Raw genomic sequence first — 14,047 nt, forward strand, 5'->3', positions numbered from 1 at the left:
ATAAAAAAGAGTCATTCGTCTCAGGCGAATGACTCTTTTTTCTAGAATTTTGTTGCTCGGTATTCCTTAGCGAGCTTTTTCACCTTTTTGCTTTCTACCGTTGCTCCGCTCTGTTCTAACATGGCGTACAAATCTTTTCGATTTTGTTTGACCGTTTCATAGACCGGTTTCTCTTTCCCACGATTCGAATCAGCTCCTGCTTCTAACAACAGTTCAATCGCTGCCTCATTTTGATCCAGTGTCGCATAAAAGAGTGGTGTATGCCCAAAGTCATCCATCCGATTGAGCTCTTTTTTAGACGCTTCTTTTATCAAAAGAGCATACGCATCAATCGATCGATTTACACTCGTCGCAACATGAAGAACTGACTGACCTTGTGCATTCAGTCGACTAATTTTTGCACCTTTCGCCAACCATGCTGAGACTGTACTCCGCGGCGCAAATTGCGCCGCATAAAACCAGTTCGCTTTATTTTTTACGGTCTGCTCATCAAGAAGGAGTTTTGCTTTGTCAAAAGCGAGTGTTTCCTGGAATTGACGAATGTAACGATTTTTCTCCTTTGTTGATAAAGAAGCGTCTTTTAATGCGTTCGCAAGTCGTCCTGGTTTTTCTGAACGCAGTCCTTGTTCCAATGCTGCTTGTTGATTCGCTTTTATAACGTACGCCGCTCCCCCGATTCCAATAATGATTAAAATCAAGAGTACGACAATGATTCGTCTGCGTTTCATATATAGCGTCCCCACTTCTTAATAAACATCTCCATCCAAGTCTGACGTACCTGATTCAGAACCGATCGTCACCTTGAATGTCGTCGTTAGTGGTGTTTTTTGATTGTCTTTCATGACTTCGAGCACATCTTTGTTTTCTTTTAATGCCGTTACCTTGATACGTGCCACACCTGGACGAAGTGGTTGTAGCGCTTGTCCTGTTGGATCAATTTTGACGTATTCCTTACCCTGAAGCACTTCCAACCGATAGAAGCGTTCCGTCGTCGTCACTGGGAACCAGCGCAGAATCGGTGATTTCTTATCATCTTTCATCGTCATCGCGATATCATCGGCTGTCAGATTAAGTGGATTCTCACGTACCCGTACGAGCGTCTTCGCTACTGTATCTGGGAAATCTGTCAATGTAAGTAGCGCTTCGACCGGTCCGTTTGGTGTGCCGGATTTACCTGTGATCGTATAACCCGATGCCGTCTGTTTCAATTCAATTGCATTACTAACAGTCGAAGTCGTAAATGGTAATGGATAGTTCGGTTTAAATATCGCTGTCACATCTTGGTTCGATCCGACCCACAGTTCAAGATTACTTGGCGAGACGGATAATTCTGGCAACTTGACTTGAATCGTGTACTCTGGCGACTGTGCAAGATAAGTAGAGCTTCCAGCTGTCGCAGGGACGACCGCTTTGACCGTGACCGTTCCTGGCGTCTTTCCTGTCAGCTCCAACGTATTTTTAGTTAAGCCATTCGTCGTCACACGAGAATCGTTCGTTATAATCCATTGAATCGGTGTGTTTCGTCCTGATACCATCGAAGCAATTCCTAACATTGATTTTGTCTCTCCAACATATAATGTCTCCGGTATATTTTGAACGGTTAGTCCTCCAAATACATCATTGATGACGAGTTCTGAAGTCGCTGTCAACTCTTTACCGTTTCCGACTGGAACAACGAGTTTAATCTGTGTCGTTCCGACTTTTTTCGGTTTGATGACACCAGCCTCATCAATCGATGCGATTTCCGAATCCACAATCGACCATTTTAACGTGCCATATTGACTGCCTGAAGGATTAATTTCTGGCAAGACTTTATAAGATGGTGTCGTGATATCCATCTTAACGGACGGAATCTTCGCACTGGTCGCAAAGGATGGTGTCAGTGCATAACCAATCGTCGGAAAAGCTTGTGGATCATTTGTGACGGTTGTCGATTTATCTTTCCCATTCTTTTTATCACGATAAATATTTTTTATTGATGTCAACGTGTTGTCTTTTTTATCGAGTAAATGGACTCCTGCGGCATCTTTCGCACGTACTTTGACAGTAAACGTGACTTCCGATTGATTCGCAATCCATTCCCCCTTATGAACACCTGAGATCGCCTCATCGTATTCGATATCCGGTAGTCTCCCTTTTATCGTCTGACCAGTTATATTCGTTCCTGTCAGCCCCGTCGTTGAGAGTATCTCAAGGTTACTAGGAAATTGTTCATTGAACAGGATGTTTTCCATCGTCACTGAAAATTGTCCCATGATATATCCATTATTCCCGATTGCATCTTTTTGCATCATTGGAGAAGTCTTAACCGTATACGTGATGTCCGCTGTTTCCCCTTTCGGAATTGTTGCCGGATCAATCGAGCGTGACAAGACGAATGGGGCGGAGGCAGCTGGACGAACGACTTGAACAGTCCTAGTCTCAATCGTCTTCGCACCACGTTGATCTTCTGCTTCAATTCGAATCGTTACGCTCGTTTTTCCTGTGAGCTTCGATTCAAAAGATTGGCTGACAAAAGAATTATTTTTCAACTTATTGTTTTCAAAGACTTTTTCATCATCGATATAGATTCTTGTTTTCAGCTCACGATCTTGAAGATCATAGTCGTTTACTTGATATGAGATTGCCAGAGGCTCATTTTCAAGATAACTTGATTTATCAGATGGTAGAACGTTTTTGATTAAAGGTTTATGATTAGCACCGGTGAAGGCACGATACATTGTATTCGTAAATAAGTTCCGCTCCCCTACATCAGGAAAAGAAGAAGTATGTCCAGCACCTGAATAAGTTATATTTCCTTTAGTGTACATGTAGTAGTGATTTCGAGCATCTCCTACCGTTCTACCAGTATCTGTACTTGTTTCTGTTTCTTTAATGTTATACCAAGGGATTAGATCTGGTTGCTCTAAGTCAAGAGCAAAGTACTGATTATGTGTTTGTGCAATCGAAATCTCATTGTCTAAAGCAAATGGATACGATGTCATTTGTCCTTCATTTTGACGAATAGCTTTTGTGGATCTTTTAGGTGCGCCAAATCCCATGTTCGTATAGTAGGTTTGACCTGACGTTGCAGCATAGTCTGATTCCCAACGTGTTGGAGAATTCGTTACTTTCGATCTAAAGATAGTATCGTGTGTCAACATTAAACCTTGGCCAGTATTCGTAAATGATTTAATTTTATCGAAAGCCGAACTAGTAAGACTAGCTGTGCCATACGTATCTTGAAATCCAAAGATCAACATGTCATATGAAGTATTTAAATCTTTCAAAATCGCTTCGCTCGAAAATTTTGCTGAATCTATAACATCTAATTTGAAATTATAAAAATCACTTTTACTTAGATTCTCTCCAGTTAAATCCGTCAAAAGAGAACCTTTCAAACTCGTTCCAAGAACTTGTAGTACTTTCGCTTCAGCTAACTGGTCTTTCATTAAAAAGCTACCTGTCTTGTAATCCGTCAATCCATTACTTTTGGTGACTCGAACCATCCATTGTCTTGGTCCAGTGTAACTCGGAACGTCAAATGTATAGGTAAGTTTTCCATTAGCTACTGCTGATAATTCATCGACTTTTTCTGATTCATCAAACTGATCGTTACTGTCAAAATCGATATAAAGCGTTGCTGTTGTATCAATCGTAGACTGATCAAGTACATAACTAAACTCAATTGGTCGATTCGGTACAGCGATTGAGCTGATGGTCGCCAATGTGCTTCCATCTTGTTTTACTGTCACACTCGAAATACGGGGGCGGATATTAATTTTTTGCTTCAATGAGTTAATGACATCATTAATATTTTCGTAAGAAACAGTTGCTTGCGTCGATACGTAGTTTTTCAAGACCTTCGAGAAATTACTTTGGTCATGCGTGAAAACATCTTTATGCAAATACACTGGTAACCCTTTTCGGACATACGCATTTAGGATTTCATTACTTTTTAGTCGTGTAATATCATTTTCGATTTTACTTGTATTATGATTTTTTTATCAAACTCAGATAATTTAATTGAATATTTCTCTTGATCATTACTATTGATTGATGGATCAAAAACAATCGCATCAAACGCTCCATCTAACGGGAAACGCGAGGCGTTAAGTTCCTTGACTGTCATCTTTTTAACGTCAAAACGCACTGAATCAAGTCCAGTCAATAGCGAAGTGATATTCGTTTTCGGATTAATTCGATTTATTGTCGACCATTCATCACGAATCTCTAAAACCTTAAACTTTTCACCGGTTGCCGCTTTGGAATGTGGCTCATGTATATACGTAAAACTCGAAAAAATCAGTAAGATGGCTAAGGCTAGACGGACCCACTGTTTCATCATTTATCGTCTCCTCATCGTATCATTGAAATATGGGACTATACTCCCCCATTTCATTATAACGAGAGAATGCGAATTTTCCCTATTTTGTAAAAATAGAAGCGTAATAATGACGTACTTCACTAATGAAATAGAGTGATCCCGTCACGACGTATGTCCGGTCTATCTCTAATTGATCGAAGAACGCTTCGACCGTCGTTACATTGGCGCCTTCTTGCTTTAACTCATCGAGTGTCCGCGCTCGTGGAAAATCAAATGTCGTTTCATAAATATCCGGTGTAATGCTACGTAACTGCGTAAGCATCGCCGTCCGGTCTTTGTCACGCAAAATCGAACAGAGCAACGTCACGGGTTTTGATTCTTCCTTTAACCGTTCAACAAGTGCCGTGATGCCTTCCGGATTATGTGCACCATCGAGAATGATTCGTGGTTTGCGCGAGATGATCTCAAACCGTCCCGGATGTTTTGCTTCCCGTAATCCTTTTCGGATCGCCGCTTTCGACCATCCGAGTCGTCGCGCACAGATGACGGCATTTGCCGCATTATGGACTTGATGATGACCTTCGAGACCTAAGCGGGTCTCCGGAATCCCATCATATGTCGCCCAGGTCCCCGTCTCTTTTAAGCGGTAACGAATGATCGCTTCCTGACTCCATTTCAACGTCGCATTTCGATCCCCGCAATACGCCATTAACGGCACCGTCAACTCTTCCTGCAGTTTCCCGGCAATGACCGGCGTCCCTTGTTTGATGATGCCGAACTTCTGTAAAGCGATCTCTTGGAGCGTATCTCCGAGAATCGCTTGGTGATCGTGCCCGATCGACGTGATGATCGCTGCGACCGGCTTCTTGAAGACGTTCGTCGAATCATACAACCCACCGAGTCCGACTTCATAGATGACGAAATCGGGACGAATCTGATCAAAATAATAGAAGGCAAGTCCCGTCAATGCCTCGAACTCAGTGACTGTACCAAGTGCTGGATCGATGTGCCCGATGGCCGCTTGAACGGCAATCGCAGCTGTGACGAGATCATCTTCTGCAATCGGGACTCCGTTCAACATGATCCGCTCCTCGAACTGAATGATATATGGCGACGTGAACGTTCCGATTCGTAACCCTTCTGCAATCCCCATCTCACGTAAGAACGCGACCGTCGATCCTTTTCCGTTCGTACCGGCGACATGAATCGTTGGAATCGCATCCGGGTCAATCTGTAATTCCAGTAACATCGCCTGCATCCGTTCAAGACCTGGTTTGACGCCGAATGCTAGTAAGCTCGATAACCAATCCAATACATCTTCTCGCGTCCTCATGCTGTTCGCTCCTTTAAAAAAAGTGGCTCAAGGAGACTTGAGCCACTGCTGTAATTAGTGTGAGAGTTCGTTGATGCGCGCTTCGACAGCTTGACGTTTTTCCGTATAATCAAGTGCCTTCGCTTTTTCTTCATCAATGACATGTGCTGGTGCTTTGCCGACGAAGCCAGGGTTGTTGAGTTTTTTCTCGACCCGTTCGACTTCTTTCGTATACTTGACGAGTTCTTTATTCAAGCGCGCGATTTCTTCCTCGATGTTGATCAAGTCCGCGAGTGGGATGAACAATTCTGCTCCCGTTACGATCGCACTCATCGCTTTTTCTGGCGCCGGCATCTGTTCTTCGATCCGGAGTTCAGACGCGTTCGTGAACTTTTGCAAGTACGAGCTGTTTGACGACAAGTCGTCTTGAACACGTGCGTCATTCGTCGAGATAAACAGTTGGATCTGTTTCGACATCGGTGCGTTCACTTCCGCGCGGATGTTACGAACCGAACGGATGACGTTCTGAACTGCTTCGAATGCTGGAACAGCTTCCGGGAAGTCGAGTGATGCCTCGCGTGTTGGCCATGCAGCACGTGTGATCGTCTCGCCTTCATGCGGTAAGTGTTGCCAGATCTCTTCCGTGATGAACGGCATGAATGGATGCATCAGACGCATGATCCGGTCGAGCGTATAGGCAAGAAACGAACGCGTCGTCTGCTTCGCTGCTTCATCTTCCCCGTTGAGCGGTAATTTCGCCATCTCGATGTACCAGTTACAGAAGTCTTCCCAGATGAAGTGATAGAGAATGCGTCCTGCTTCACCAAACTCATATTTATCCGACAGACGTGTCACATCGTCGATCGTCGTCTGTAAGCGTGTCAGAATCCACTTATCTGCGAGTGACTTCTCGCCTGTCAAATCGATCTGATCAAACGTTAGACCATCCATGTTCATCAAGGCAAAACGGCTTGCGTTCCACAGTTTGTTCGAGAAGTTCCATGTTGCTTCGATTTTTTCCCAGTAGAAGCGGAGGTCGTTCCCTGGCGTCGATCCTGTCGTTAGGAACCAACGAAGTGAATCGGCACCATACTTCTCAATGACATCCATCGGGTCGATTCCGTTCCCGAGGGATTTCGACATCTTGCGTCCTTCCGAATCACGAATCAATCCGTGGATCAAGACGTCTTGGAATGGACGTTGTCCTGTGAATTCGTACGATTGGAAGATCATCCGTGATACCCAGAAAGCGATGATGTCATAACCCGTAACGAGTGTCGACGTAGGGAAGTATTTTTGATAATCCGCTGCGTCCGTGTTCGGCCAGCCCATTGTTGAGAACGGCCAAAGCGCTGACGAGAACCATGTATCGAGAACATCGTTGTCTTGCTCCCAGTTCTCGATATCGGCTGGTGCTTCCTTACCAACATAAACTTCTCCTGTTTCTTTATGGTACCAAGCTGGAATCCGGTGTCCCCACCAGAGTTGACGGCTGACACACCAGTCACGGATGTTTTCCATCCAGCGCACGTACGTGTTTTCAAAGCGTTGTGGAACGAAATTGACCTTGTCTGGTCCTTGTTGCTCCTCGAGTGCTTTTTGCGCAAGTGGTTCCATCTTGACGAACCATTGGAGTGAAAGATACGGCTCAACGATCGCATCTGAACGTTCCGAATGACCGACAGAGTGTAAATGTGGCTCGATTTTGATCAGAACACCTGCTGCTTTTAAATCTTCAACGATTTGTTTCCGGCATTCGAAACGATCCATGCCTTCGTATTTACCGGCGTTCTCGTTCATCGTTCCATCTTCGTTCATGACGAGGACACGTGGTAACTCGTGACGGTTACCGACTTCAAAGTCGTTCGGGTCGTGGGCTGGTGTAATCTTAACGACACCTGTACCGAACTCCATATCGACATAGTCATCGGCAACGATCGGAATCTCGCGACCAACGATTGGTAACGTGATCGTTTTTCCGACGAGGTGAGCATAACGCTCATCCTTCGGGTTCACGGCAATCGCTGTATCACCGAGCATCGTCTCCGGACGTGTCGTCGCTAGTTCAACGTGACCTGAACCGTCCGTTAGTGGATAGCTGAAGTGATAGAACGCACCTTCGATATCCTTGTAGATGACTTCGATATCCGAGATCGCTGTTTTCGTCGCTGGATCCCAGTTAACGATGTATTCGCCGCGGTAGATCAAGCCTTTTTCGTAAAGTTTCACGAAGACTTCTTGAACCGCTTCCGACAATCCTTCGTCAAGCGTGAAACGCTCACGTGAGTAATCGAGTCCAAGACCGAGTTTTGCCCATTGTGCACGAATCGTTGATGCGTACTCTTCTTTCCATGCCCATGATTGCTCGAGGAATTTCTCGCGCCCCATTTCAAGACGTGATTGTCCTTCTGCCCGCAGTTTTTGTTCGACTTTTGCTTGTGTTGCGATACCGGCATGGTCCATTCCCGGTAAGTAAAGGACGTCAAACCCTTGCATCCGCTTCATCCGTGTTAGCATGTCTTGTAACGTCGTGTCCCACGCGTGACCAAGGTGCAATTTACCTGTGACGTTCGGTGGTGGAATGACGATCGTGTACGGCTCTTTTTCTGGATCCTGATCGGCTTTGAAATAGTCACCTTTCACCCAAAAGTCGTACCATTTTTCTTCCGTTGCCTGTGGATCATACTTCGTTGGCATTGATAATTCCTGCATCCTGATCGCTCCCTTTTTGTCCATAATAAAAACGGCTTCTCTCGTCCTATGCTAAGGACGAAAGAAAGCCGTTGCTTTTTTCCGCGGTACCACCTTAGTTCATCCAAAATCGGATGCCCTCGAGCCACGTAACGTGTGGAGGACGGATATCGCTCGTAAGACTCACGATATCAGCTCGTGGGGTGACCTTCCTCCTGTTCGCCCGTCACATCTTTCAGCCAAGGATGTGTTCTCTACACCGGTACGAATACAGGACTACTCTTCCCGTCATCGCTGTTGCCATTTTCTTCTTTACTCATTTTAGCCGAGAGTTCAAGTAATCGTCAAGAACTGCTTAACGACCAAATTCAACTTGGAGTTCTTGGAATGTCAATTCGACGGCTTCGATCGTCTGCTCGATGTCTTCGTCCGTATGGGCGATCGACAGGAAGAGACCTTCGAATTGTGACGGTGGTAAGAAGACACCACGCGCCGCCATCTTTTGATAATACGAACGGAACATCTCAAGGTTCGACGTTTTCGCTTTTTCGAAGTTCGTAACACGTTCATCCGTGAAGAAGACACCGAACATCGCGCCTGCACGGTTCGTCGTCAGCGGAATGTTGTATTTCGATGCAGCGTTCAGGTAGCCTTCTGACAAACGGCTCGCTTTCCGGTCGAACTCTGCATAGTGTTCTGGTTTCAATTGTGTCAATGTTGCTAGACCCGCTGCCATCGCGAGTGGGTTCCCGGATAACGTACCTGCTTGATAGATTGGACCTTGTGGTGCGATCTGTTCCATGATGTCCCGACGTCCGCCGTAAGCACCGACTGGCATTCCGCCGCCGATGACTTTACCGAGACACGTGATGTCTGGTGTAACACCGAAGTGCCCTTGTGCACAGTGGAATCCAACTCGGAAACCGGTCATGACTTCGTCAAAGATCAATAAGGCACCGTTTTCCGCCGTGATCTCCCGTAAGCCTTCGAGGAATCCTGGCTCTGGTGGTACGAAGCCCATGTTCCCAGCAGCCGGTTCGACGATGACACCAGCGATATCGTCGCCGTGTTTTTCAAACGCGATCCGGACAGCGTCCAAATCGTTGTACGGAACCGTCAGCGTCATGCTCGCGATTTGCGCAGGAACTCCTGGTGAATCTGGTAGTCCGAGTGTCGCGACACCTGAACCCGCTTTGATCAAGAGCGAGTCACCGTGACCATGGTAACAGCCTTCGAACTTGAGGATTTTCGTCCGACCTGTATAGCCGCGTGCGAGACGAAGGGCAGCCATCGTCGCTTCTGTCCCTGAGTTGACCATCCGAACGACTTCGACTGACGGTACCCGACTGATGACGACTTCCGCCATCGCTGATTCGATTTCCGTTGGTGTCCCGTAGCTCCAGCCACGTGTTGCTTGTTCTTGGATCGCTGACGTGACGATTGGATCGGCATGACCGAGAATCATTGGTCCCCATGACAAGACGTAATCGATATACTCTTTTCCGTCGATATCATAGAGCTTTGATCCTTTCGCATGATCTGCGAAAATCGGTGTCATCCCGACCGATTTATAAGCACGGACCGGACTGTTGACACCACCCGGCATGAGCGGGAGTGCCCGCTCGAATGCTTCTTTTGATTTTGAGTTCTGGTTAATTAAGCTCATTTCGACCCCTCCAGGTAACGACAAATGTCTTTTGCGAAATAGGTGATGATTAAATCAGCACCTGCTCGTTTAAAGCCAAGCATCGTCTCAAGGACGATTCGTTCTTCGTCGATCCAGCCGTTCAAGGCAGCGGCTTTGACCATTGCATACTCACCTGATACGTTATACGCGACAATTGGTAGATCGATTCGCTCGCGCACATCACGAATGATATCCATGAACGCAAGTGCAGGTTTGACGATCATGAAGTCAGCTCCTTGATCGACGTCCGCTGTTGCTTCGCGGAACGCTTCGCGACGGTTTGCTGGATCCATTTGATAACCTTTCCGGTCGCCTTCTCCCGGTGCCGAATTCGCTGCATCACGGAATGGACCGTAATAAGCAGACGCATATTTAACACCATAGCTCATGACCGGAATATGGCTGAAGCCATTCTCGTCTAATCCTTGACGAATCGCTGCGACGAATCCGTCCATCATCGATGATGGCGCGATGACGTCGGCACCCGCTCGAGCTTGTGAGATCGCTGTCTTGACGTGAAGCGGTAATGACGCATCATTATCGACCGTACCGTCGGCGACAATCCCACAGTGACCTGTCGACGTATATTCACATAAGCATGTGTCAGCGATGACCGTTAGCTGCGGGGCAACCTTCTTGACGAGACGTGTCGCTTCTTGAACGATCCCGTGATCGTGAAACGCACCTGATCCTTGCTCGTCTTTCAAGTGGTCATGCGGAACACCGAATAAGATAACAGATTCGATTCCGAGTGCGACGACTTCTTCAATCTCAGCCGTCAGATGATCAAGTGATAAGTTGAAGACGCCAGGCATCGAGCTGACTTCGCGTTTAATATCTTCGCCTTCAGCGACGAAAATCGGATAAATCAAATCTGATTTATGCAACTGGTTCTCGCGGACGAGTGACCGGAGTGATGCGGTATGGCGCAAACGACGGTGACGTGCGTATTCTAATGTGTTCATGCTGATTCCTCCTCAATGATACGATCAATCATGCCGTCTACCGTGAATTCACGGGCGACATGGATCGGTTGAAGTCCGGCTGCTTTTGCTGCTTGCTCCGTGATTGTCCCAATGACGATGAACGTCGTCTGCGGGAATAGTGGAGCAATCGCTTCGACAGCGGAAGGACTCTGCAGTCCAATATAGGTGGCAGTTCTGACAAGTGCTTCAGGTAGCCGACGGGTGACAGTTTCATACGTGATGATATCTTCGATCGTATATCGATTCAGTTTTCGTAACTGATCGACCGGCGCTTTCCGCGATCGGTTCCCTCGCGCAAAAACGATATGATCGCCGTTAGACAAGTGTGGTCCCAGTTCTGCGACGAGTGCGTCTCCTGTAAAGGTCGACGGACAGAAGTCGGCTGTTCGACCGTACTTCGCAAGTGCATCTGCCGTCTTTCGTCCGACGACCGCGATACGCGTTGCTGCTAATTCAGGCAACGCATCAGCAATCCGGTGGACACCATTCGGACTCGTCACGATGAGCCAATCAATTCCCTTCGGTAACGTAAACGAAACCGGTCGCGTTTCAATGACAGGATAATGCACTGACTCGATCGCGACGGCGCGCAGTCGCGCCATCTGCTCGGTCGTCGGTGGTCGGCTGCCCGTGAAGAGTACCTGCTTACAAGTCATCCGGAAGTGTCGCGAGAATCTCACGACCGCCCGAAGCAAGCAGACGTTCGGCAACATCTTGACCGAGTTGCATCGGGTCAAGACCTGATTCGCGCTCGAGTAGGATTTGCTCTCCATCGACGGATCCAATGAATCCGACGAGTGTCGTTGACAGATCTTCGTTGATCGTTGCAAATCCACCGACCGGAACGTGACAGCTACCTTCGATCGCTGCTAGGAAAGCGCGCTCGGCATAAGCTACTTTTTCTGTCATCTGATCATGGATCAGATGAAGGAGGTCACGTACTTCTTGGTCATGTGCGCGACATTCGATGCCGAGGATTCCTTGACCAACGGCTGGAATCATGTCGTCTGTCGAGAGATATTCCGAAACGACGTCTTCAGACCAACCCATCCGTTGTAGACCAGCTGCTGCAAGCAAAATCCCGTCAAACGAACCGTTCTTTAATTTATCGAGTCGTGTGTCGATGTTTCCGCGAATCGATTCGATTTTTAAATCAGGGCGGAGTTTTAGCAATTGCGACCCACGACGTAAACTGCTCGTGCCGACAACTGCGCCTTCTGGCAAGGAAGCAAGACCTTCGCCTGTTTTCGTGATCAAAGCATCACGCGCATCGACACGCGCTGGTGTTGCACCGATGATGAGACCGTCCGGTAATTCAGAAGGTAGATCCTTCATGCTGTGAACGGCAAAATCGATTTCTTCGTCAATCATCTGCTGCTCGATCTCTTTTACGAATAATCCTTTACCGCCGACTTTCGAGAGCGTCACATCCAAAATGCGGTCCCCTTTTGTGATGATGTTCTTGATTTCGAACTCATACGGCGCGCCGGCTTGTTTCAACTGGTCAATGACCCATTTCGTCTGTGTCATCGCAAGCTTCGAGCTTCGCGATCCAACAATGATTTTTCGCATGCTAAAATCCCCCTGTACAATGATAAAGGGGCGGCACAAGTCCGCCCCATGCATTTTCTATTGTAACACAAATCGTGCTTTGTTCACCGGTTCACAGCTTTTGCAGAAGGTGTCGTCTCTTCTGATGTCATGACGTCATCTTCGAGCCCTTCGAACAAGTCTTCGTTTAATGCAAACGTATCCATGAACTGCGCAATCCGCTCATCGGCATCTGGTTTCGCTGCCGCATCTTTAATATAAGACAACGGTTCACGTAACAACTGGTTGATGATTGATTTCATATGTTTGCCAATGACGGTTTTTTCACGTTTCGACATCTCCGGTAATTTCCGTTCCAAGCTTTGCATCGTTTCTTGTTGAATGCGTAACGCCTGGTCTCGTAATTCCGTGATGATTGGTACGACACCCAGTGTCGTCATCCAACCTTCGAACTCAGCAATCGCCGCTTCAATCCGTTGTTCGATCTTCGCTGCTTCCTTCATCCGTTCCGCCATGTTTTGTTGGACGATCGATGTCAGATCATCGACATCGTACAAATGAACACCTGGCAAGTCACCGACGGTCGGTTCGATGTCGCGTGGTACGGCGATATCGATCAAGAGGAATGGACGATCGTGCCGGAACAGCTGTGCTGCCGCGATGTCTTCGCGTTTGATGATGGCACGTTTTGCACCGGTTGAAGAGATGACGATGTCTGCCCGAAGCAAACCGCACTGCATCTCGTTAATCGAATGTGCCGATCCTTCGAACCGATTCGCGACCTCTTCTGCTTTAGCTAATGTCCGGTTAAAGACCGTGATATCGCGTGCCCCTGCTTCATATAAGTTAAGCGTCGTCAATTCGCCGGTTTCTCCCGCACCGATGACAACGATTGATTTATCTTCAAGCGATCCGAGTAACTGTTCGGCAAGCGTGACAGCAGCAGCACTGACAGAAACGGCATTTTCACCGATTCCAGTTTCTGCGTGAGCCCGTTTGGCGAGCGTGACCGCTTCTTTAAAGAGTTTATTGAAGACCGTTCCTGTCGTTTCAAGCTTCTGCGCCATGAAGAAGCTTGTCTTGACTTGACCAAGGATCTGCGTTTCACCGACGATCATCGAATCAAGTCCACTTGTCACGCGGAACAGATGCTTCATCGCATCGAATCCTTCATGAATGAAGAGATACGGCTCCAGTTCCTCCATCGTCAAACCGAACCAGTTTGCAAGGAAACGTTTTGTATAATACCGTCCTGTATGTGGCTGATCCGTCACGACGTAAAGTTCCGTCCGGTTACATGTCGAGACGATGACACTTTCAAAAATACTTTTTTCATCGCGCAATGCGACGACCGCTCCCTTCATCTCATGCTCCCCAAATGAGACTTGTTCGCGTATTGATACAGGCGCTGTTTTGTTATTCAAGCCGACCACTACGATATGCATGCGCTCTACCCCTTACGTCCAAAGATTTCGTTCCGATCTATCTTTTCGTTCTCTATCCTACATTATAAC

The 14,047-nt window shown here is 47.1% G+C and carries 10 protein-coding genes and 1 other annotated feature; all 10 genes read right to left on the reverse strand.

Annotated features, from left to right (window positions below; genetic code table 11):
- Positions 1-41: 41 nt before the first annotated feature.
- The 10 genes from P401_RS0109640 to hemA all read right to left on the reverse strand — a co-directional run bounded on the left by P401_RS0109640 (position 42) and on the right by hemA (position 13,978).
- The gene (locus P401_RS0109640; RefSeq protein WP_029342273.1) at positions 42-728 is read right to left on the reverse strand and encodes an ankyrin repeat domain-containing protein; all 687 of its coding nucleotides are present in this window, start codon (positions 726-728) and stop codon (positions 42-44) included.
- An 18-nt stretch (positions 729-746) separates the two neighbouring features.
- Positions 747-3,734: a DUF5057 domain-containing protein gene (locus tag P401_RS17730; RefSeq protein ID WP_236627105.1), complete on the reverse strand. Its 2,988-nt coding sequence runs from the start codon at positions 3,732-3,734 to the stop codon at positions 747-749.
- 203 nt (positions 3,735-3,937) lie between these two features.
- Entirely contained in the window at positions 3,938-4,327 is a 390-nt protein-coding gene (locus tag P401_RS18885) for a hypothetical protein (RefSeq protein WP_236627106.1), read from the reverse strand.
- A 79-nt stretch (positions 4,328-4,406) separates the two neighbouring features.
- Positions 4,407-5,639, reverse strand: coding sequence for a bifunctional folylpolyglutamate synthase/dihydrofolate synthase (locus P401_RS0109650; RefSeq protein ID WP_029342274.1), 1,233 nt, complete (start codon positions 5,637-5,639; stop codon positions 4,407-4,409).
- 54 nt (positions 5,640-5,693) lie between these two features.
- Positions 5,694-8,330 (reverse strand): valine--tRNA ligase, encoded by a 2,637-nt coding sequence (locus P401_RS0109655; RefSeq protein ID WP_029342275.1) that lies wholly within the window; start codon positions 8,328-8,330, stop codon positions 5,694-5,696.
- Between the two features lie 50 nt (positions 8,331-8,380).
- Positions 8,381-8,610 (reverse strand) — a binding site (T-box leader).
- A 54-nt stretch (positions 8,611-8,664) separates the two neighbouring features.
- Complete coding sequence (gene hemL / locus P401_RS0109660; protein ID WP_029342276.1) at positions 8,665-9,975, reverse strand: glutamate-1-semialdehyde 2,1-aminomutase; 1,311 nt, start codon at positions 9,973-9,975, stop codon at positions 8,665-8,667.
- Positions 9,972-10,961, reverse strand: a complete 990-nt coding sequence (hemB, locus tag P401_RS0109665; RefSeq protein ID WP_023468970.1) for a porphobilinogen synthase — start codon at positions 10,959-10,961, stop codon at positions 9,972-9,974. Before hemB ends, hemL begins: the two co-directional genes overlap by 4 nt.
- Entirely contained in the window at positions 10,958-11,638 is a 681-nt protein-coding gene (locus P401_RS0109670) for a uroporphyrinogen-III synthase (protein WP_029342277.1), read from the reverse strand. The genes hemB and P401_RS0109670 overlap by 4 nt, the downstream gene beginning before the upstream one ends.
- Positions 11,628-12,554 (reverse strand): hydroxymethylbilane synthase, encoded by a 927-nt coding sequence (hemC, locus tag P401_RS0109675; RefSeq protein ID WP_029342278.1) that lies wholly within the window; start codon positions 12,552-12,554, stop codon positions 11,628-11,630. The genes P401_RS0109670 and hemC overlap by 11 nt, the downstream gene beginning before the upstream one ends.
- An 83-nt stretch (positions 12,555-12,637) precedes the next feature.
- A complete protein-coding gene (gene hemA, locus P401_RS0109680; RefSeq protein ID WP_029342279.1) occupies positions 12,638-13,978 on the reverse strand; it encodes a glutamyl-tRNA reductase in 1,341 nt (446 codons plus the stop codon).
- Positions 13,979-14,047 lie beyond the last annotated feature (69 nt).

This window comes from Exiguobacterium acetylicum DSM 20416, assembly GCF_000702605.1.
Taxonomy (GTDB): Bacteria; Bacillota; Bacilli; order Exiguobacteriales; family Exiguobacteriaceae; genus Exiguobacterium_A; species Exiguobacterium_A acetylicum.